Source organism: Streptococcus caballi DSM 19004, from assembly GCF_000379985.1.
Classification (GTDB): domain Bacteria; phylum Bacillota; class Bacilli; order Lactobacillales; family Streptococcaceae; genus Streptococcus; species Streptococcus caballi.
The window spans coordinates 25,485-45,618 of record NZ_KB904064.1 but is presented as its reverse complement, the minus strand read 5'-3'; the positions used below and the strand labels follow the sequence as shown (position 1 = coordinate 45,618).

Below are 20,134 nucleotides of genomic sequence, written 5' to 3'. Positions count from 1 at the left end.
ACTCCTTTTTAATGATGGTAACTGTTCAAAAACTTGCGACTAAAACGACGAGGTTTGGCCAATACTTTCTTTAAAGGCCGAGCAGCTTCGCGAATAGCCCAATACTTATCAACCATAGTAACAATATAGCCTTCCTTGTAACGCGGTGGTGCAATGGTTGCTCCCCACATATGCTTAAGAATAATATCTTCCTCGCGTTTATTGAGCTTGGTCAGCTTTCGCGCATTGCGAACAGCTATTCTAGGGTGAACCCAAGCATGACTTTTATTGAACTTAGTTATTCTCCAGTCATAATAAAAGAAATCATGCAACAATCCCCCACGTGCAGTAGATTTAGCATCCCAGCCGAATCGTTTGGCTAGCTTATAGCTAGTATAGCTCACATGAATGGAATGTTCCAATCGGGTCGAATGATGATGTTGGACGATGTCATCTAAGCGTTGAAAACGCGGATGGTCAATCAGATGACCAACATAATCCATAAATTCTTGATCTTTCTTATATTTTTCCATGGCATTCACCTCTTCAGCACCATTATAGCATAACTTCTTAAATTAAACTGAAAACAAGTATACCTGCTGCTACGGCTACATTTAAACTTTCCGCCTGTCCTGGCATAGTGATATGAGCTAAGATGTCAGCCTGCTCTACCATTTTTTTGGAAATGCCTTGACCTTCATTCCCCATAACAAGAGCAAAACTGTCTTGCTTTGGCAGTTTCTTATAATCAACCGATTCTTTTGACAAGGTAGTCACTATCAGAGGAATATTTTTCTCTGAAAAATGCTGACAAAGGTCAAATAGATTTGTTCGATAGACAGGAAGATGGAAATGACTGCCTTGCATAGAGCGAAGCGTCTTTTGATTGTAAATGTCTGCTGATTTTTCTGAAATAATAACGGCATCTAGGCCAGCCGCATCGGCCAGCCTAACCATAGTTCCCACATTTCCAGGATCCTGCACATCTTCCAAAAGGAGAAAACGGCTTCCTTTTAGGTCTTCAAGATGATTGGATGGCATAGCAACTTCTGCAATAATACCTTGTGGTGTTGGTGAGTCTGTCAATTCTTTTAAGACCTCTGGTGTCACAAGAATTAGCCGAGGAAAAGTGGCTAGGGGCTCTGCCATCTCCTCCAAAACAAAAATATTAAGGAAAACAGCTCCTGCCTTTTGAGCTTCTTCAAAAAGATGCCAACCTTCAATTAGGTAAGAAGCTTTGCGATGCTTTTTTTGCAATAATTTCTTTGTTTTTTTAATGAGATTATTTGATTTTGAGGTTATAATAGTCATAAGAACATTATACCAAGAAAAGAGGGATTTGCATGAAAAAAGTACATCTGATTGTCTCGGGACGCGTGCAAGGCGTGGGCTTTCGTTATTCCACTTATATGCTAGCGCTTGAAATAGGAGATATCTATGGTCGCGTTTGGAATAACGACGATGGTACCGTTGAAATCTTAGCCCAATCCGACGACCCAGCTAAAATAGCTAAGTTCATCCAAGAAATTCGTAAAGGCCCTTCAAAATGGGCTAAAGTTACCTACGTTGATGTCAAAGTGGGGCATTTTAAAGACTACAGTGATTTTTGCATGGCTAACTAAGCACTCAAAAAATCAAGTTGAGATGGGAAATTCCTCCTGAATCTGCTGAGGTAAAATTTAACAGGCAGGCTCCTTGAAAATCTTTTTTCTAAGCTCACCCGTCTGAATTACAAAGACTAGTAATTTCAGACTTAAGAACTATTGTTTATTTAAAGAAAAAACAGTAAAATAGTAAGGTATATTAAAATCAAAAGGACTATTATATTGAAAAAGAAATTAAATCGTGTTTTATTCTCAGGTTTAGCCCTGTCCATGCTCTTTCTCTTATCTGGTTGCGTACAACAAAAAAATGGTGTGCCAACAGGTGAAGGATGGGTTTATAAACTTCTGGTTGAACCTATGGGGCACGTCATCAAGTTCTTTGCAACCGATGCAGGACTTGGTTTCGGTGTTGCCATCATCCTAGTAACCATCATTGTTCGTCTGATCATTTTACCTTTGGGACTTTATCAGTCTTGGAAGGCAAGTTATCAATCTGAAAAGATGGCTTACCTCAAACCAGTCTTTGAACCAATCAACGAGCGCATGAAAAATGCTACAACCCAAGAAGAAAAGCTGGCGGCGCAAACAGAACTCATGGCAGCTCAAAAGGAAAATGGTGTCAACGTGCTTGGTAGTATTGGTTGCTTGCCACTCTTGATCCAAATGCCTTTCTTCTCAGCTCTCTTCTATGCAGCTCGCTTTACTGATGGTGTTGCAAGCAGTCATTTCCTTGGCTTTGACTTGGGACAACGTAGTCTTGTTCTGACCATCGTTATCGCGGCTCTCTATTACTTGCAATCATGGTTATCAATGAAGAGTGTAGCCGAGGAACAACGTGCACAGATGAAATCAATGACGTACATGATGCCACTTATGATGATTTTCATGTCCATCAACCTACCAGCCAGCGTTGCCCTTTATTGGTTTGTCGGTGGTATCTTCTCCATTATTCAACAATTGATAACAACCTACATTTTGAAGCCAAAACTTCGTCAAAAGATTATGGATGAATTCGAAAAGAATCCGCCTAAGGCCTACAAATCTAGCAAAGCTCGTAAAGATGTAACCAAGTCTGCCAAGGCTGAGTCAGTACCATCTGCTATTACAACTAATACTAAAAAACGTCGCAACGCTGGCAAACAGCGTAATCATAATTAACATAAAAAGAGGATTCTATATTCAAGTCAATGACTTGATTTAGAGTCCTCTTTTTTTCTTGAACAGTTTTATTTTGAGGGGATTAAAAAAGAGCTAGCCTAATCGACTAACTCCTATTCTCTGTTTTTAAGCTGTTTTTTCAACGCTGATGATTTTAACATCGTAGCTACCAGCAGGAGACTCGATAGTAGCGATATCCCCTGTTTTCTTGCCAATCAAAGCTTGGGCAATTGGACTTTCATTTGAAATTTTACCAGAGAAAATATCTGCTCCGGCAGCACCAACGATATGGTAAGTATCCTTATCACTTGTGCCAACTTCTTCGACAACGACTGTTTTTCCGATGGCAACCTCATCCTTAGCAACTGAATCGCTATCAACGATTTCAGCGTAACGGATTTTAGTTTCCAAAATTTGAATTTGACCCTCAACAAAAGCTTGCTCATCCTTCGCTGCTTCATACTCTGAGTTTTCTGAAAGGTCACCGTATGAACGAGCAATTTTGATACGTTCAACAACTTCTGGACGGCGAACTAATTTAAGATCTTCTAGTTCTGCTTCCAGTTGCTGTTTTTCTGCAAGTGTCATAGGGTAAGTTTTTTCTGCCATGTTAGTCTCTTTTCTAAATTTTTAATTTTAATCAAACAATTGAGCAATGAAAAAGCAAATCTGCAAGGATCGCTTTTTATTTTTCCTTATTCATTTGTCAATTGACTGTTAACATATTTTTCAACATTTGAAGCATGTTCTTCGTAAGTCTTTGCATAATAGACCTTACCTGTTTTGACATCAGCGACAAAATAGTAATAATCTGTAGATGCAGGGGTTACAGTAGCTTTAATAGCTGACAGACCGGGGCTGTCAACCGCACCAGGCATCAAACCTGTGTTGGTATAAATATTATAGGGTGAATCAATAGATGTGTCAATAGCGGCATCTTCTGCAAGTGTTGTCTTGCTTCCAAGTTTATCCATTGCATAGAGGATAGCAATGTTACTTTGAAGAGGCATCCCTGCATTTAAGCGATTATAGAAGACGCTGGCAATGTTACGACGGTCTTCGTCTGTTGAACCTTCTTTTTCAACCAATGAAGCCACGGTCAGGACTTCATTCACTGTTAAATTCTTAGCTGCAATCATATCATAATAATCTGACAGATTTTGATTCATAGTTGAAATCATTTCCTCAGCCAATGATTCCAAGGACGTTTCTTTGTAATAGTTATAGGTCGCTGGAAAAAGATAACCTTCTAGCTGATATTTAGCCGACGACTTGCTTGGAAGATTAGCCAAAAGTTTTGGGTATTTTGCTTGCATCTTAGCAATAAAATCGTCACTTTGAATGAGTTTGAGGAAATCTTTTGAGCTGAAAGGCGTTTTATCAGAAGTTTTCTTGGTATTGGCATTGCTCTCAATAGCCTTTGAGATTTGCTTGATAGTATAACCTTCAGTAATCAAAATTTTTCCAAGAACTGGCTTAGTTGGCTGTGCAGAGCCACCCTTTTGTAAAGCGGCGGCAATATCATCTAAAGACATGCTCTTTTGAAGGTTGTAGTAGCCGCTCTGGAAGTTAGTGTAATTTTTAAACTTTGAATAATAATTAAAAACTTGGCCACTCTTGATGACCCCTGCCTTCTCCAAAATCTGCCCAATCAACTTATTGCCAGAGCCTTCAGGAATTTCAACCTGAACATAGTCAGTATCATTCTTATCAAGCGGATTGATAGAGGATTTTACAAATCGGTACCCAAAGAAACCTGCCATCAATAAAACAAGAATGATAGCTGAAATTAAAATTAGCGAAATGCGTTTAGCTAAATTATCTGTCTTTTGACGTCTACGTCTTTTATTCATCTTTTCTACTTTTCTATTTTCAGGAGCAACTTCAAGCGAAGGTTGGACTTTTTGCTCTGTTGGAACTGGTTTAGCCACTTGATTAGAAGTATCCTGCGCTTTTTCAGAAAATAGCTGAGCTGTTTCGGCCGAATTCTTTTCTAAAGCAGCTACTTTTTCTTCTTGAGCTACTTGATTAGATCGCTCAGCCACTTCTTTGCCAGCTACAAATACCCTTGACCCATCAGAAGCTGACAAACTAGCCTGCTGACGTTCTCTAATACTATCGTCAGTTAGAACAAGAGGCTCAGCAGGTGTCTGAACCTCTTTTTTCAATTTTGCCTCTGCAAGACGCTTTTTCTCAGCAAGACGAGCTTTTTTTTCAGCTTCAGCTTGCTCTAGTAATTCCTTTTCACGCAATTCACGAGCACGATTGGCCTTTTGCAGGTCAGCTAAAATCTGCGCTTTAAAACTTTTTTCCTCTTGAGCCTTTTGTTGATGATCTTTACGTTCGGTCAAAGCTCAACCTCCTCATATTAATCAACCGCCATTATATCTTAAAAAAGGCGGAAAATCAACTGATTAGGCCCTTTGTTATCTATTTTTAACAAAGAAAAACAAATTCCAAAAGCTTTTCTCTAAGACAACTGGGGATTTTCCCAAACCATATTATACCAAGTTGCCCCACCATGAGTAGATTCAGACTCGCCTTCATCAAGGAAGCCGTTCATTTCATAATAAGCAATCAGATAGTCGTGGCAAGTTAGATTAATACCTTGTCTTTCTTGAGCGATAGCTAAATCTTTCAAAGCAGCAATCAAGGTTGTTCCCACACCCTGTCCCTTAAACTTTTTATCCACAGAAAGACTTGTCACAGCAATAAATCCGCCTTGATGAGGATTTCTAGTCACCTTATGGAAAAGATCGTCTGTCAAATAACGTTGTGCCACAACTGGACCTTCTATGTAACCAGCAATTCGCCCATCAATTTCTGCAATCAAAAAGGTATCGCAAATCATATCTAATCGTTCTTTGATGGCTTGTTCTGACGCCGCTTCTGCCGGTGAAAAGTTCTCCCACTCAATGCGAACCACATCTTCAAAGTCATCTGGTCTAGCGTGTCTAATTAACATCAACATTCTCCTAAAAGAAGACGGAGCTAACCTGCAGGCCAAGCTCCCCTCAGTCTGCCAGCTAGTCTCCGACTATCTAAATTGTACTCACTTTTAACGTGTATTTTTAGTCAAGTTTGCCAAAAGTTCTTCAAATGAACGTTCATAAAGTTGAATATCACCAGCTCCCATGAAAACATAGACCGCATTGTCATGGTCAAGGAGTGGCGAAACATTTTCAACAGTAACGACCTTAGCTGGCTTAGCAATTTTTTCAGCTAAGTCTTCAACCTTGACATCACCGTGATCTGTTTCACGTGCTGAACCATAAATTTGAGCTAGGTAAACACTGTCCGCTTCATTAAGCGCCGAAGCAAAATCATCTAACAAGGCGATGGTACGAGTGAAAGTGTGAGGTTGAAAAATAGCCACAATTTCCTTTGATGGGTATTTTTGGCGTGCCGCATCCAGTGTCGCAATAATTTCGGTTGGGTGATGAGCAAAGTCATCAATGATGATAGTGTCATTAATCACTTTTTCTGTAAAGCGACGTTTAACACCTGAGAATGTTTTCAAGTGCTGCGCTACCAGCTCCATATCAAAACCTGCTACATAAAGATTAGCAATAACAGCTGTTGCATTTAAAATATTGTGACGGCCAAAGGCTGGTACATGGAAACTACCAAGAACTTCATCGCCATGTTTTACCTTGAAATCAGATCCGTTGGTTGTTCGTGTAATATCATAAGCTACGAAATCATCCGCATCATCAAAACCGTAATAATAAATTGGCGCATCCGCAGTGATTTTACGGAGATAAGGGTCTTCGCCATATAAGAAGAGACCTTTCTGAACTTGTTTAGCATAGTCATTGAAAGCCTCAAAAACGTCATCAATACCTGTAAAGTAGTCTGGGTGGTCAAAATCAATATTAGTAATAATAGAATACTCTGGATGGTAAGGCATAAAGTGACGTTCATATTCATCAGACTCAAAAACAAAATAGCTAGCCTTGGCTGAACCACGGCCAGTACCATCGCCAATCAGGTAAGAGGTATCCGTAATGTTTTTGAGAACATGAGAAAGAAGTCCAGTCGTTGATGTTTTCCCGTGAGCACCTGCCACACCAAAGCTAGTGAACTGGCGCATAAAATCACCAAGAAATTCATGGTAACGTTTGAACTGATAGCCATTGTGCATAGCGTAAGCCACTTCGATATTGTTGTCTTCACGGAAGGCATTCCCAGCGATTAACTCAACATCTTCTGTGATATTATCTTCAGAAAATGGCAAGATAGGAATTCCTGCTTGCTCAAGGCCACGTTGAGTGAAATAATATTTTTCAACATCGCTACCTTGAACCTTATGTCCCATTTGATGGAGCATCAGTGCAAGGGCACTCATTCCTGATCCCTTGATTCCGATAAAATGATAGACCTTAGACATGTTTTCTCCTCTAATGTTGCTCGCTAAAAGGGGTTAGGTTAAGCTCTTGGGCCACCTGACGCTCTCTATGCGCACGATTTTCCTCTTTATTATAAATCTGACTTCGCTTCAAGAAATCATAGTTATTCTTTTTAGGTTTCTGCTTATTTTGGTTATTGGGCTTCTGATAAGTCACTGGTAATTCAGCCAAGATATAATCTTCCTGTCTCAACTGTTCAGCAAGATGGACTAAATGGTTTCCTTTTTGAGGAACCTTTTTAGTTTTATTTACTCCACTCACTTGATTATTCTTTTGAAAATCAGCTTTGACAGCCTTTTGAATATCTGGAGTCAGATAAGTTTGACGTTTTTTCTTGATATCTTGCTTGGCCTGTTCACGGGCTAATTTAGCATAAGACTTGCCTTCATTATGCGTCTTTAGACGATCGGGAGCCTGCTGACGAGAGGTGACAGTTTCATCAAGAAAATCATAATTTTTTGTAACATCATTATAATCCTTATCCTGATACTGACCACGAATGTTGGTGATTAAATCTTCGTTATCATACAAGGCCATTTGTTTAGGCGGTTCAATAACGGTCTCACCGTCTGCAATCAGCGGAAAAGATCTTAGATTTTTCTTCACGGCAACACTTCCTTTCTACAAGCATTCTTATTATAAACTAATTGTTATTATTTTTCAAAGTTTTCCTTTTCACAAAGTCACGTATTTCTCAACTATTAGTCAATCCCAAAATGTCTTTAATATCATCAATGGTCATGCTAGCACGGGTTTCATTGCCGTCAAGCACCGTCGTCACCAAGTTTTTCTTGCTCTCTTGCAATTCTAAGATTTTCTCTTCAATGGTGCCACGCGTAATCAAGCGATAGACTTCAACATTTTCTTGCTGACCGATACGATGGGCACGGCTGATGGCCTGCATTTCAACAGCAGGATTCCACCAGAGATCAATAAGCACCACTGTATCCGCACCAGTCAGGTTAAGACCGACACCACCAGCCTTCAAAGAAATTAAGAACGTATCTCTGGCGCCATTATTAAAGGCTCTTGTCATTTCCTGACGTTCATTGGCTGGTGTTGAGCCAGTAATCTTGTAGCTGGTCAGGCCCAATTTTTCCAACTCTGCTTCCGTGATGTCCAACATGCCACGAAATTGTGAGAAAATCAAAGCACGGTGACCATTTTCCTTGATTTGTAGAAGTAGATCGCGCAGACTATCCAATTTACCACTGTCGCCCTTGTAATCCATGAAGAGACTAGGTGTATCACAAATCTGACGCAAGCGGGTAATGCCAGACAAAATTTCGATTTTCTGGCGATTAATATCCTGGTCTGAAGAATGACGAATGCTATCTTGCATCTGACGAAGCTGAGCCAGGTAAATAGCCTTTTGACCGTCAGCTAGCTCGCTTGAATAATTGATTTCAATCAAATCTGGCAGCTCTGGCAATACTTCTTCCTTGCGGCGACGCATGATAAATGGCTTAATATAGCGAGACACCTGCTCGGCATCCATTTTCAAAAAAGCTTTTTTATTTGGCAAGAGGCCTGGAAGAACAATCTGAAAGATGGACCAGATTTCCAGTAGCTTATTTTCAATCGGTGTTCCTGATAGTGCAAAGCAATTTTTGACCTCAAAAGCGCGCAAGTGCTGGGCAATCTTGGTCTGAGTGTTTTTCATGACCTGGGCCTCATCCAAGATCAAGTAATCAAAGGCTTCCTGCTGGTAACCTCCGAAATCCTGACGGAAAGAAGAATAACTGGTAATGGTAATCTGATGCTGCTCTGCAATGATGTGATCGCGGACAGACTTAAGCCCGTAAGAAACGACCACATCTAGGTCAGGAGCGAATTTATCAAACTCATCCTTCCAATTATAAATCAGGCTAGATGGCGATAGAATAAGCACCCGAGACTGATCAGTTAATTTAGAAGACAGAAAGGCGATGGTCTGCAAGGTCTTTCCTAGTCCCATGTCATCAGCCAAGACACCGCCAAAACCATAGTGATCAAGCATAGACAGCCAACGCACGCCAACTAGTTGATAGTCCCGTAAATCAGCATTAAGCTTGAAATTCGACAACTGGAACTCCTCAGGATGAGTTAAGTCGTGAGCTAAATCTTTAAAACTTTCAGAAAAAGCGACCTGATCATTGTCCTTAAAAACATCTGCCAACTGGAAGGCAGCTAAACTATTCAACTGTAAATGACCATTGTTAAGCTGCTTAGCTCTGAGCTTCTGAAGAGTCTGACTGACCTTTTGTGTTTCCTCGTCAAAGAGCACTAACTTGCCAGATTTGTTAACAAAGTAAGGCTGATTATCAAAGAGTGCTGTCAAAGCCTGATCAATATCATCCTCATAGATGCTAGAGAAATCAAAAGAAATATCAAGCAAGCCAACCTTGGCATTAATATCCACACGAGGACTTTCAATCAAACGAAGCTCCTCTAAGTCATCAGACAGAATGACTTGACCTAGGCTCCGCAATTCTTTCAAGGTCTGGTCAAAGAAATGGTAGAGGTCTGCGACCGCCAGCGGCGTATGATAAGAATGGAAATCAGCTGAAAAGCCATTATCTTCCAAAACCTTGAAAACACGCTCTTCATGCTTAAAGTGACTAGCAAAAGGCAAGGCCAGTAGTTCTTTACGATTGTTCACTTTAAAGCCGTCGTAATCAAAGACAAGGTCCAGCAGAATTTCTTGACTGTCATTGATGTCCAAGTAAAAGCTAACCTCAAAGTCCCTAATATCAAAGCTCTTAGGTGCCTCAACCGACCCTAATTCTCTAAAATCAAGCAAACTAGCTGCCAACTTTGCCTGGTCGTCCAAGCCAAAATGGATATGCTTGGCTAGATCTTCCTCAATAGGCAGGCTGCGAATCGCTGAAACCATCTTACTTTGCTTGAGGCTGAGATGGTAAAAGGTATCTTGGTAAAAGAGGTAATCATTGTCAAACAAGGCCTGATAAACCTTTTCAACAATCATCAATTCAATAAAACGACGGTGAACAACAACCTTAAATGAAAACAGATTTTCTGAACCGTCCAGTTCTCTGAAAAAGAGCTGATTGACCGTCTGGTACTGACCTTCAAAAGTAAAGTCATAAAGTTGATTTAATAGCGAGACACCTTCTTCAAAAAAGCCACTCGGAAAGCTGAGGTTGCGACCATGGTTAGGCAAAAGGTAATCCAAATCCTGTCCAGCCTGATCAGGGATAAGGCGCCACAAAAAATGAATCAAATCCTGACTGGCCTGATCAAACTGAATCAATGAAATAGGCTCAAAATAATGTTTCCCGATTTGATAATAGCCTTCTTTTTTGACAACCGACAAGAAAGCCTTAATATCGCGTACAACATAGCTCCGCTCATCTGGCAAACGATTAATTTTCAAGCTCCACCAGAAGTCAGACGAGTAGGGACTTTGGTTCCCCAGAGCAGACAAACGATACTTAGTGCGGTCATCCTCATTGACTTGAAGCCCATCCAAAAAAAGGCTACCAAAAGAAGTGATTTGCTGAGTTTCCTGTTGATCTTCCTGTCTGGAAACCATTTGCTCTGCCACTTCCTTGCCCTCTTGATTATTTTTAAGATAATATTCAAGGGCAGCCAAGTGTTGACAATACTTTTTCTTTGTAAAAAGCTCACAGTCACAGCGGGTCTTGGCATCTTCAATCGAGTACTGCACGTGATGGTCTGCCACTTCTGCCTGAATGAAGTCACTTTCCCTACTCAACAGCTTAACTAATCCTTCTTCATAAAGTTCAATGCCTTGATTGCGAATACGGCCTGGAATCATTCTACTCATTTTCCTACCACCTTTACCTTATCCTTTTATTATAGCAAAATGGCTGAGCTTTTTCTTAAAAAATCTGAATTTCAAGCCTGAAAAAGTTAAACAAGCCTCCCAAACACCGTCGGAAGACTTACTTAACTTCTAACAAATTCCTCTACAACCATAGACAAAGTGGTTTAACTTTTTATAGGCTTTCCGATGAAAGAGAGACTTGGTTAGGTTTTGTGGGGGAGCTTTAGCTAACTATCAACCTGCCTTTCGCTACTTCCCACACACAAAGAACCAGCGCTTGCTTGTTGCTGTCGGTTCCTTATCTTCAAAGTCGGCGTATACTTTGACATTTTTAAAACCTGCCTGCTCCAGCAAAATATCGTAGGTCAAGAGGTCGTAGGTTCGCTCTTCGTGAACCTCATCATAGCGGGTAAAGCGACCATCTTCGTCTTGAATGAAGAAAGTTAGTTCATGCACAACAGAGTGCGGTGCTTCATCCTCATAAGTGTCCCAGACCATGGCAAAATCTTCCGCATTTTCATGATAGGAATAGCCGGGAAAAACCTCGTCTGTCTGATAGGTCGAATGGACATCAAAAATAAAGATCCCACCGCTGTTCAGATGCTGGTAAACCTGCGCAAAAACATCACCAACATCCACCTCATCTTCCATGTAGCAAATGGAATCCGAATAGCAGGTCACAAAATCAAAGGTGCCAATAGCTGACAAATCCAGCATGTTGCCCTGCACAAAGGGAATGTCCAAATGTGCTGCTTCAGCACGTTTGCGCGCTAAGTCCAGCATGTCCTCACTCAAGTCCAATCCTGTCACATCAAAGCCCGACTGCTTGAAGCGAATAGACTGAATACCTGTTCCGCAGGCCAGCTCCAAGAGCTTGGCATCTTTCTTTTTGGGAAAATGGCGGAGCGAAAAGTCTGTCCACAAATCGTAGAGTGAATCATCCATGATACTGTCATAGACAGCAGCAAATTTTTCATAGTTTTTCATTTGTTTCAGGTAAGGCTAGCTTGGTTCGCCTTTTAATCCTTTCTTTCTATTGTCAAAAACCTTGCCATCTGGCAAGGTTATCTCTTATGCTAAGTGTGCTGCCATATCTACCATTGGGGCTTCGTGCCAGAGTTTTTCAAGATTATAGTGGGCACGCTCATCTTCTGTAAAGATATGAACCACCACATCATTCAAGTCCAGCAAAATCCAGCCTGTGCTGCTTTCACCTTCGTGATGACTAGCATCGCCACCAGCTTCTTTAACCTTCTCACGAATATTGTCCGCGATGGCTTCTAACTGACGGCTGTTCATAGCCGAAGCAATGACAAAGTAATCTGTCACGCTAGTCAAACCAGCCACGTCCAACACTACAATATCCTCCGCACGCTTTTCATCAGCGGCCTTAACAACTAATTCTAGTAATTCTTTCTTATCCATTTAATCCTCTTTTAAAATCGTTTCTAAATCAGCCACCTGAGCGAAACGTCCATTCCAAATACTTTTATAGTGTTTCACTAGCTGATCTGCTGCCATGTCTTCTTCATCAAAGGTCGTTGTTGCATTTTCAATAACTGAAACGTGATAACCAAGCTCAAAAGCTACTTTTACAGTCGTATCCACACAATAGTTGGTTGCCATGCCCATCATAATGACATGCTCAATCTCTTGACTGTCTAAGTAAGCCTGCAAACCAGTCTCTTTAAAAGCACTGTTGTAGTGCTTGTCAAAAATCTTCTCGCCTGCTTGCGGTGCGACAGCTTTATCAATTGCCCAGCCACGACTTCCCGTGATCAGTTCTTCATCATTGTGACGAATATAGATCACTTCAATTCCCTTTTCACGACAACCCGTAATCGCCTCTTGCCAAACCTTCAAACACTCAGCAATAACAAAGGGTTTTGCCTCAACCAAGAGCGTTTGAATATCAATCACCAGTAAAGCCCTTTTCATCGATCCTCCCTCATGAAACCCACATAAGCATTATAGGTTTCGATGGTTTGTGGGAAAATAGGCAGAGCTTGGTGAGCCAGATGCTCAACGGTGTGAACAGTTTCAAAAGCCACTGCCCTGTCCAAATCTTGCTCCGCTATCGCACGTGCTTCTTCCACCAGTGGGAAATTGCGGTTATGTTCAATGTAATCCGCCACATAGACAATCTTATCTAGGAGCGACATGCTCGTGCTGCCGACGGTATGCGTTTCAATGCTGTGCAGGATTTCCTTGTCGGTGACACCCAGGTCCTCTTGGATTTTGTAAATACCCACCATGCCATGCCAGACATTATTGTTCCAGTTTTTGAGTTCAGGGTCAAGCTGATACTTGTCAATCAAGTCAAGAAAGGTTTGGTCTGGCACTTCTTTGGCATAATCATGCAAGAGACCTGCCAGTCCTGCCTTTTCGGTATCATAGCCATTAAGCTCTGCCAAGTGAATAGCTGCCTTTTCAACTCCTAAAACATGCTTGAAACGCTTGTCACTCATAACGCTCTGCACTTTTTCTAAAAGCACCTCACGAGAAAGTCCCGCATATGTTTCGTAGGTCATTGATAAAGTCCTTCTTCCTTGATGTAATCTAGAACAGCTTGGGGTAAGAGATAGTTAGGCGTGCGGCCTTCTTTGACAAAATGGCGAATCATGCTTGAGGAGATGTCCATGAGAGGAACGTCAACCCAGATGACAGGGTAGGAAGTCCCAGCCTTGTACTTAGGACGCTGCACACCGATAAACTGTACCAGCCCGATAAGCTCGTCAATACGGTGCCACTTAGGCAGGTAATCAACCATGTCAGCACCAATGATAAAGTAATAATCCACATCAGGATTTTTCTCTGTCAATAGCTTCATGGTGTCATAGGTGTAAGACACCCCCTTGCGATTCAGCTCAATGGTTTCAATGCCCAAGCCCTCAACACCATCAATAGCCAACTCTAGCATCTTGAGGCGGTGCTTTTCGTCAATCGTTTCTTTTTTATCCACATGAGGCGGCTGGTACTCTGGCATGAGCAGAACCTGATCCAAGCCCAGCTGTTGGCGGACCTGATCAGCAACAACCAAGTGAGCATTATGTACAGGATTAAAATTCCCGCCCAAAATACCAATCTGCTTGCGAGTATGATCTTTTGCTTGCGTTTCTAATTCAACCTTTGTAAATGGTGTTAGCAATTCCAGTGCCATAGGCCCTCCATGAACAAGTTATCTTTTTTCTCTTTTGATAGTTTTCACTCTAGTGTCAGACGCAAGTGAACCTATGGTTCCATTGCTAACTTTTGAGCCAAAGTCTCAAAAGTTCCGTTTTTCATAAGAACTAAGTTCTTATGAAACATATTACTACGGTGAAACTATCTTTATCTAGGCTCACTGCGTTCGCTAGAGCTGCGCGGTGAGTTTGTGTCTCTCAGCTGTGTCAGGCCTTAGTTTGATTTGATAGCTTTCACTTTTGGTGAGAGTTTGCGATTTTGTTTCTTGCTTGATTCTTTGTAGAGAATGAGGATCCGTCCGATTTTAAGGACGGTGTCACAGCCGATTTCATCTTCCAAGATGTCAGCCACTTCGTGGATATCCTCATCCGTATTTTGCAACAAAGTCACCTTAATCAATTCACGCGCATCAAGCGCCTGACGAATACTGGTTTTAATCTGGTCATTAAGACCGTTCTTTCCAATCTGAACGACTGGTTTCATCGTATGTGCCTCTGATTTCAAAAAAGCACGTTGTTTACTTGTAAGCATAATGTTTCCTTTTAATTTTCTTATTAAATCAAAGCCTTGCGGATCACCACTCCGACACCCTCTGGTGCCCAAGCAGCTGTCGTTACTGGACTGTCCTGACTAGCCTTGATGCGAATCCACCCCAAACCAGAATAGACAATATCCATCTTATCCTTGATGGTAAATTCATGGCGGACCAGCTTTGGAAAATCTGCAACTTCCTTACCTGTCGGTGGTGTCAGAAGGCTGCCGACATGTTTGTCATAAAAAGCGTCAGCTCCTTCAAGCTTGGTACGGTGGAGTTTCAGGTTATTATCAAAGTAAGCTGTAAACCCCTGCTTTTCTCCCGCTATAAAATCAAAGCGCCCAAGACCACCCAAGAAGAGAGTCTGATTAGGATTCAGCTGATAGGTCTTAGGTTTGATTTCCTTCTTAGGACTGACATATTTGAGATTTTTAGCTGTCAGGTAGTGAGCCATCTGGTGACGGTGGATAATCCCTGGCGTGTCAAAAATGTAGCTACCATCATCCAGCGGAATTTCAATCTTATCAAGGGTGGTTCCTGGAAAACGTGAAGTCGTAATGACATCCTTTTCACCTGTGATTTCTTTAATAATAGCATTGATGAGAGTTGATTTTCCAACGTTGGTCACACCAACGACATAGACATCACGGCCCTTTCTGAGCTTCTCAATCTTGTCAATCAGTTCCTTGATAGCCTGATGATTTTGTGCCGCAGTCAGGATAACATCCACAGGACGTAAACCTTCTTCATGAGCACGTTCTGTCAACCACTGGGTTACTTTACCTGTCTTAACCGACTTAGGCAGAATATCCTTCTTGTTACCAACTAGAAGCACATCATTACCAGCGACAAAGCGTGACAAACCTGGGATAACAGAGCCATTAAAGTCAAAGATATCCACAACGTTAACCACAAGGGCCTTACTGTCCCCCACCTCGTGAAGAAGTTTTAAAAACTCATCGTCGGTAATGTGGACATCCGTGATGTCATTGTAATGACGTAGTCGGAAACAACGTTGACAGTAGAGGTCGCCTGTCTCTAGTCCCTTTTCCAAGGCAGCCTTAGGTGTAAAGCCAGCCTTCTCCTTGTCCTCAGTTTGAATTTTGGCTCCACAGCCTATACAAAATAATTCTTCCATTAAATTCCTTTTTGATATGTGATTTTTCCGTATTTATCTTCTATTTGTCGCCAGACGCGACGTTCGCGCCAGCGATTAAACTTAGTATTCCAAGCGTCAGAGGTGACCAAAGGCTTAACCAGAACAGATTTTATGCCCGCACGATGACTGGCTCTGATGTCAGTCATGAGCTGGTCACCCACCAAAATCACTTCCTCTGGCTCAAAGCCATAGCGCTTCATGGCTATTCTAATACCACGCGTAAAAGGCTTCATGGCACGACTGACAAAGTCCACACCAAAGCGCGCCACCGCACGTTCCACACGCGAATGCTTATTGTTAGACACTACCACTACTGAAATATCAGCAGTAGTCATAGCATCCAACCAAGCTCGCACCTCAGGCGTCCCATCAGGATTATTCCAAGCAATCAAGGTATTATCCAAATCTACTAAGACCGCACGAATCCCGTGACGCAACAAATCTTCCGCTTTTAAATCATAAACTGCCTCAACCACGAAGGTCGGCCTATAATCATCTATACTCAAGTTTAATTTTCTACTCCAAAATTTATAGCTTACCATTTATTTTACCATATTTTCTGGAAAATAGCAGAGCTTTACAGCAGAAGAAAAAGAAGCACTTATGATAGTACTTCTCCATTAACAGTCATCACTTTAATCATTTAATTTTGTTTGTGTTGATTCATCAATGCAGTATAGTCTTTTACTGCTGCTTGACATCAATACACCTATGAAATTCAAGTATTCAATACTGTTTGATGGCAATGCACAGGTAAAATGAGCTCAGATGGATTTTTTGGGGGCATTGTTCATTTGCCTCCCCCAAAAGGTAGTGTGGTTAATGACCTTCCTATCCAAAATACTTTTCCCAAAAGGTCTGCACTATTGATACTTGCTACTTTTTAGGATCCACGTTTACAAATTTCAAGTCCGATGGCTTGATTTTGACATCAATTTTTTTCTTCGAGTTTAGATTCAGGAGTTTTTCCAAAGACTCCTCAGCGTATTTAGCAACTTTTTCTTGCCGTCCTTGACTATTTGTCACTTTTTCACTGGTCTGATAGATGGCATCTTGGCTTTTTTCTTCAAGAAATTCCATCGATTTTTTATTCGCCGTGAATAAATCAGTTACTTTATCAACAATCCCTGATGACGACTTCTTAATTTCTAACTGGCCATCTTGCTGTGAATCAACATTGACTATCAATGGCTTTTTAAACATCAAGACATTATTTTGAATGCTAATATCTTTTTGAGATAATTGACCAACTTGTAATTTAAAGTCAGTTTTTACAGGAATTTTCAAAATCACTTTTCGGCTAACCAGTAGATCCGAAAAAGTTCGCGTCCATTTAGGCCAATTCTTTGTCATATCTGAATTAAACTTTTTATTAGTTGTCGTATTAACCGTTGCTCCCGTTACGACTAGTTCACTTTTCTTAGAAAATTTATTGAGAATCAAGCGATATTCCGCCGTAATCTCATTAGATTTTTTATATTGTAGCCAAAAAAATCCGACTAGTGCAAAAAACAGCAGAGTAACAACCACAGCTAATTTCTTCGCTAGTGATTTTCCAGATGCTTTCATTTTTATTACCTCATTTTTTGAAATGCCAATATATATATTATCATATTATCAATCACTTTTCTGTTTTCCATTTAATCATTTGCCTGATTACATTTCCTTTCATCCTAAAACCAGTAAAAGGAACTACCCATTTTAACAAAATTTGATCTGTCAACAAGTTTTTCCTGAACAAGTTAGCTCATTTTAGCTTTCTTTAAGGTGGACGAACTATACTGTAAACATCCTAAAACTTTTCATAAATCTCCGAACTCAGATCTTACTGTCTAGTAGGGCCTGAGTTTTTGTTTTACAGACAAAAAGCAAGACCTACCAATAAGATGTAGTGCCATTAGCGTCTTTACTTTTTTGATTCATATTAGTTCAACTCAGCTTTTTAAATTGTCATATTAGTTTTGCCTTCCTTCTCATAGTTAATCTCCCGTTTGATAATGGGATGGTGGCGATAAGAATAGTAGAGTTGGCTAGTCATGAAGAGCCAGATAACTGGTTCGCAGATAATGACGCCAAAATAGCCCATATACGGAATGAGAAAAATAACAAACAGATTTTTTCCAACTAGCTCAATGATACTGGAAATCAGCGGTGTCACTTTACTACCTAGGCCCTGAAAATTATTACGAAGGATGAAGAGAATACCTAGAATAGGGTAAAAAGGGTATTCCAGTTGAGATAGGTAGTACTGGCAGTCAGGAGCACTGAGTTATCAGAACCTGAAATAGCTTGCGTCAGCAAAGGTCCCAAGAGATAGAGAGTGACCATAGCAATCATACTCCAAGCAATAGCTAGGTAGGATGCCTTTCGGACTCCCTCATGAATACGGTGAAACTTCCTTGCCCCAAAATTTTGGGACGTAAAGGTGGCAACTCCCGCTGCAGTTGCGGTCAACGGCATGATGAAGAAGGCCTGAATACGACGTGCCGTGGTCTGAGCAGCAATCATGAGGATGCCTAGATGGTTGATGACCGTCTGCAAGATGACTGTGCCAAGCGAAACGATGGAGGACATGCATCCCATAGACAGCCCCTGCCCCAAAAGATCCATGTAGAGTGCCTTATCCACCTTGAAATGCCTGCGCTCTGGTATCAGGACGAGGCATTTTTTGAAAATATATAAGAAACATAGCAGAGCTGATAAAAATTGTGCCGTAATAGTCGCAACAGCTGCTCCTGCTACCCCCATGCGAAACTGGGTGATAAAGAGAATATCCAATCCGATATTAAGCACCGAGGCAAAGACTAAAACATAGAGTGCCATCAAGCTGTCACCAATAGCTCGCAACAGGCCCGCTCCGAAATTATAGGCAAAGGTCACCGCCACACAATTCATGATAATAGGCATATAAGCATAGGACTGCTCAATAATATTGGCTGGTGTTCCTAGCAGATGCAAGAGAGGAGAAAGACCAAAATCCCCAATCATCATGACTAAGAGACTCATTCCGACGCCGATAATCAAGGTAGACGCTACTGACTTTTTAATCATATCATGTTTTTTAGCACCATAGTACCTAGCAATGACGATACTCATCCCATTTCCCCACACCCAAAGCAAAGCCGACAATCACCATATCTGCCGTATTGTAGAGCTGCTGGAAGATATTTAAATCATTATGGGCAGAGCAAAAAGAGCAATGACCTTTGAAACTGGTCCCTTGGTCAAATCAATACCTGCTTTCATCTAGTCTCCTTTTTAAGCTCTAAGAAAACCCAAATAAACAATGAGTTTTCCACCCATATTCAGCTACAGTAGCTTAACATTTTGATTTTCATGGAGTATAAATACAAGTTAGTTTACCAAAAAGAGGGGCTGCCGTCCAGGCTGTCCTCTCTTTTTCTACCACTAACCCTTTAAATTAAGTGTAATTTTTTAAAAGTATTATATAGACCATCTTGGTCTACATCACTTGTCACCATATCAGCCATAGCTAGGATTTCTGGACCACCATTTCCCATAGCCACCCCCAACTTGGCAGTATTCCAGCATAGGAATGTCGACCTTGGCATCGCCAAAGGCTATAGTGTCCTCTTTATCAGCTCCGATGTGCCCTAAGAGCACATCAATGGCATGTGCTTTGGTAATATCCTTAACTCCCAAGTCGCCAAAGAGAGCTCTTTCACCAATGCCACCCCAAGTACCTGCCTTGAGCTCTGGGAAAGCTTCCTTAGACGCTTCATAATCTTCCAGCGAATTAAGAATAAAACTGATTTTATTTAGGTCATCCCGGTAAAGTTCCCCCCATAAAACAAGCCATGCAGAGCATCTTCTGCCTCCATAGTCTCTATCACTTCTTCTGGCGCCCCTTTACCTTTGGCATAAAGTCGTATGACTGGACGGGCAGCTTCTTTAAAGTTTTTGCTAGCAAAAAGCCCGTTATTACTTTCCAAGTAAAATTCCAAGCCGCGCTCATGTAGCCAGTCCACTACACGCTTTTCAACATCAAGCGGGATAAGCTGGTGCATAATAACTTGATTGTCGTGTTCGACATAAGAGCCATTACCACCAATCATACCATCGAAGCCAACATCCCAGATAAAGGCTGGCATTTCAGCCTTACTGCGTCCTGTGCAAACATAGACTAAGTGTCCCATTTTGCGTGCTTCCTGCACTGCTTTCTTAGCAGACTCTGGCAAAATATTATCATAATTGACCAGCGTGCCATCTACATCCAAAAAAATAATCTTGCGCATAGCTTTACCGCCCTTTATTGTTTTATTAATTAGAATATAGCACAAGTCAGAGCAAAAAACT

The 20,134-nt window shown here is 41.2% G+C and carries 19 protein-coding genes and 2 pseudogenes; 2 read left to right on the top strand and 19 right to left on the bottom strand.

Annotation, left to right across the window (positions count from 1 at the left end):
* Nucleotides 1–8: 8 nt before the first annotated feature.
* Together A3GS_RS0102165 and A3GS_RS0102160 are read right to left on the bottom strand one after the other, a co-directional pair.
* Nucleotides 9–512: an HD domain-containing protein gene (locus A3GS_RS0102165; RefSeq protein WP_018363785.1), complete on the bottom strand. Its 504-nt coding sequence runs from the start codon at nucleotides 510–512 to the stop codon at nucleotides 9–11.
* Between the two features lie 37 nt (nucleotides 513–549).
* A complete protein-coding gene (locus A3GS_RS0102160) occupies nucleotides 550–1,290 on the bottom strand; it encodes a TrmH family RNA methyltransferase (protein WP_018363784.1) in 741 nt (246 codons plus the stop codon).
* Between the two features lie 32 nt (nucleotides 1,291–1,322).
* Between A3GS_RS0102160 and A3GS_RS0102155 the strand changes: the two genes are divergently transcribed.
* Complete coding sequence (locus A3GS_RS0102155) at nucleotides 1,323–1,601, top strand: acylphosphatase (RefSeq protein WP_018363783.1); 279 nt, start codon at nucleotides 1,323–1,325, stop codon at nucleotides 1,599–1,601.
* A 204-nt stretch (nucleotides 1,602–1,805) separates the two neighbouring features.
* Nucleotides 1,806–2,741, top strand: a complete 936-nt coding sequence (yidC, locus tag A3GS_RS0102150) for a membrane protein insertase YidC (RefSeq protein ID WP_018363782.1) — start codon at nucleotides 1,806–1,808, stop codon at nucleotides 2,739–2,741.
* Nucleotides 2,742–2,867: 126 nt separating this feature from the next.
* Here yidC and greA read toward each other — a convergent pair whose 3' ends face one another.
* The 17 genes and pseudogenes from greA to A3GS_RS11335 form a co-directional block, all read right to left on the bottom strand.
* On the bottom strand, nucleotides 2,868–3,350 hold the full coding sequence (gene greA / locus A3GS_RS0102145; RefSeq protein WP_018363781.1) for a transcription elongation factor GreA: 483 nt from the start codon (nucleotides 3,348–3,350) through the stop codon (nucleotides 2,868–2,870).
* 86 nt (nucleotides 3,351–3,436) lie between these two features.
* Nucleotides 3,437–5,092, bottom strand: coding sequence for an endolytic transglycosylase MltG (mltG, locus tag A3GS_RS0102140; protein WP_018363780.1), 1,656 nt, complete (start codon nucleotides 5,090–5,092; stop codon nucleotides 3,437–3,439).
* A 119-nt stretch (nucleotides 5,093–5,211) separates the two neighbouring features.
* A complete protein-coding gene (locus tag A3GS_RS0102135) occupies nucleotides 5,212–5,706 on the bottom strand; it encodes a GNAT family N-acetyltransferase (RefSeq protein ID WP_018363779.1) in 495 nt (164 codons plus the stop codon).
* Nucleotides 5,707–5,799: 93 nt separating this feature from the next.
* Nucleotides 5,800–7,131 (bottom strand): UDP-N-acetylmuramate--L-alanine ligase, encoded by a 1,332-nt coding sequence (gene murC, locus A3GS_RS0102130; RefSeq protein WP_018363778.1) that lies wholly within the window; start codon nucleotides 7,129–7,131, stop codon nucleotides 5,800–5,802.
* 10 nt (nucleotides 7,132–7,141) lie between these two features.
* Entirely contained in the window at nucleotides 7,142–7,756 is a 615-nt protein-coding gene (zapJ, locus tag A3GS_RS0102125; protein ID WP_018363777.1) for a divisome accessory protein ZapJ, read from the bottom strand.
* A gap of 88 nt (nucleotides 7,757–7,844) precedes the next feature.
* Nucleotides 7,845–10,940 carry a pilus expression-regulating Snf2 family helicase gene (locus A3GS_RS0102120; RefSeq protein WP_026216239.1) on the bottom strand — a complete coding sequence of 1,032 codons (3,096 nt, stop codon included), beginning with the start codon at nucleotides 10,938–10,940 and terminating at the stop codon, nucleotides 7,845–7,847.
* Between the two features lie 249 nt (nucleotides 10,941–11,189).
* A complete protein-coding gene (locus A3GS_RS0102115) occupies nucleotides 11,190–11,927 on the bottom strand; it encodes a class I SAM-dependent DNA methyltransferase (protein WP_018363775.1) in 738 nt (245 codons plus the stop codon).
* An 84-nt stretch (nucleotides 11,928–12,011) separates the two neighbouring features.
* Nucleotides 12,012–12,365: a ribosome silencing factor gene (gene rsfS / locus A3GS_RS0102110; protein WP_018363774.1), complete on the bottom strand. Its 354-nt coding sequence runs from the start codon at nucleotides 12,363–12,365 to the stop codon at nucleotides 12,012–12,014.
* Nucleotides 12,366–12,878: a cysteine hydrolase family protein gene (locus A3GS_RS0102105; protein WP_018363773.1), complete on the bottom strand. Its 513-nt coding sequence runs from the start codon at nucleotides 12,876–12,878 to the stop codon at nucleotides 12,366–12,368.
* Nucleotides 12,875–13,471, bottom strand: coding sequence for a bis(5'-nucleosyl)-tetraphosphatase (symmetrical) YqeK (gene yqeK / locus A3GS_RS0102100; RefSeq protein WP_018363772.1), 597 nt, complete (start codon nucleotides 13,469–13,471; stop codon nucleotides 12,875–12,877). Before yqeK ends, A3GS_RS0102105 begins: the two co-directional genes overlap by 4 nt.
* A complete protein-coding gene (locus A3GS_RS0102095) occupies nucleotides 13,468–14,100 on the bottom strand; it encodes a nicotinate-nucleotide adenylyltransferase (RefSeq protein ID WP_018363771.1) in 633 nt (210 codons plus the stop codon). Before A3GS_RS0102095 ends, yqeK begins: the two co-directional genes overlap by 4 nt.
* Nucleotides 14,101–14,336: 236 nt before the next feature.
* Entirely contained in the window at nucleotides 14,337–14,654 is a 318-nt protein-coding gene (gene yhbY / locus A3GS_RS0102090; protein ID WP_018363770.1) for a ribosome assembly RNA-binding protein YhbY, read from the bottom strand.
* A gap of 23 nt (nucleotides 14,655–14,677) precedes the next feature.
* On the bottom strand, nucleotides 14,678–15,796 hold the full coding sequence (gene yqeH / locus A3GS_RS0102085; protein ID WP_018363769.1) for a ribosome biogenesis GTPase YqeH: 1,119 nt from the start codon (nucleotides 15,794–15,796) through the stop codon (nucleotides 14,678–14,680).
* On the bottom strand, nucleotides 15,796–16,323 hold the full coding sequence (locus A3GS_RS0102080) for a YqeG family HAD IIIA-type phosphatase (RefSeq protein ID WP_026216238.1): 528 nt from the start codon (nucleotides 16,321–16,323) through the stop codon (nucleotides 15,796–15,798). Before A3GS_RS0102080 ends, yqeH begins: the two co-directional genes overlap by 1 nt.
* Before the next feature lie 370 nt (nucleotides 16,324–16,693).
* Entirely contained in the window at nucleotides 16,694–17,386 is a 693-nt protein-coding gene (locus A3GS_RS0102075) for a protein kinase family protein (protein WP_018363767.1), read from the bottom strand.
* Between the two features lie 373 nt (nucleotides 17,387–17,759).
* A pseudogene (locus A3GS_RS11340) lies at nucleotides 17,760–19,063 on the bottom strand (MATE family efflux transporter).
* A 170-nt stretch (nucleotides 19,064–19,233) separates the two neighbouring features.
* Nucleotides 19,234–20,073 (bottom strand): annotated as a pseudogene (locus A3GS_RS11335) (Cof-type HAD-IIB family hydrolase).
* Nucleotides 20,074–20,134: the final 61 nt, after the last annotated feature.

Excerpts from the sequence above, each read along its gene's own strand:
- A3GS_RS0102165 (WP_018363785.1), bottom strand. The coding sequence starts at position 512 with ATGGAAAAATATAAGAAAGATCAAGAATTTATGGATTATGTTGGTCAT.
- A3GS_RS0102160 (WP_018363784.1), bottom strand. The coding sequence starts at position 1,290 with ATGACTATTATAACCTCAAAATCAAATAATCTCATTAAAAAAACAAAG.
- A3GS_RS0102155 (WP_018363783.1), top strand. The coding sequence starts at position 1,323 with ATGAAAAAAGTACATCTGATTGTCTCGGGACGCGTGCAAGGCGTGGGC.
- greA (WP_018363781.1), bottom strand. The coding sequence starts at position 3,350 with ATGGCAGAAAAAACTTACCCTATGACACTTGCAGAAAAACAGCAACTG.
- A3GS_RS0102135 (WP_018363779.1), bottom strand. The coding sequence starts at position 5,706 with ATGTTAATTAGACACGCTAGACCAGATGACTTTGAAGATGTGGTTCGC.
- murC (WP_018363778.1), bottom strand. The coding sequence starts at position 7,131 with ATGTCTAAGGTCTATCATTTTATCGGAATCAAGGGATCAGGAATGAGT.
- A3GS_RS0102120 (WP_026216239.1), bottom strand. The coding sequence starts at position 10,940 with ATGAGTAGAATGATTCCAGGCCGTATTCGCAATCAAGGCATTGAACTT.
- A3GS_RS0102115 (WP_018363775.1), bottom strand. The coding sequence starts at position 11,927 with ATGAAAAACTATGAAAAATTTGCTGCTGTCTATGACAGTATCATGGAT.
- rsfS (WP_018363774.1), bottom strand. The coding sequence starts at position 12,365 with ATGGATAAGAAAGAATTACTAGAATTAGTTGTTAAGGCCGCTGATGAA.
- A3GS_RS0102105 (WP_018363773.1), bottom strand. The coding sequence starts at position 12,878 with ATGAAAAGGGCTTTACTGGTGATTGATATTCAAACGCTCTTGGTTGAG.
- yqeK (WP_018363772.1), bottom strand. The coding sequence starts at position 13,471 with ATGACCTACGAAACATATGCGGGACTTTCTCGTGAGGTGCTTTTAGAA.
- A3GS_RS0102095 (WP_018363771.1), bottom strand. The coding sequence starts at position 14,100 with ATGGCACTGGAATTGCTAACACCATTTACAAAGGTTGAATTAGAAACG.
- yhbY (WP_018363770.1), bottom strand. The coding sequence starts at position 14,654 with ATGCTTACAAGTAAACAACGTGCTTTTTTGAAATCAGAGGCACATACG.
- yqeH (WP_018363769.1), bottom strand. The coding sequence starts at position 15,796 with ATGGAAGAATTATTTTGTATAGGCTGTGGAGCCAAAATTCAAACTGAG.
- A3GS_RS0102075 (WP_018363767.1), bottom strand. The coding sequence starts at position 17,386 with ATGAAAGCATCTGGAAAATCACTAGCGAAGAAATTAGCTGTGGTTGTT.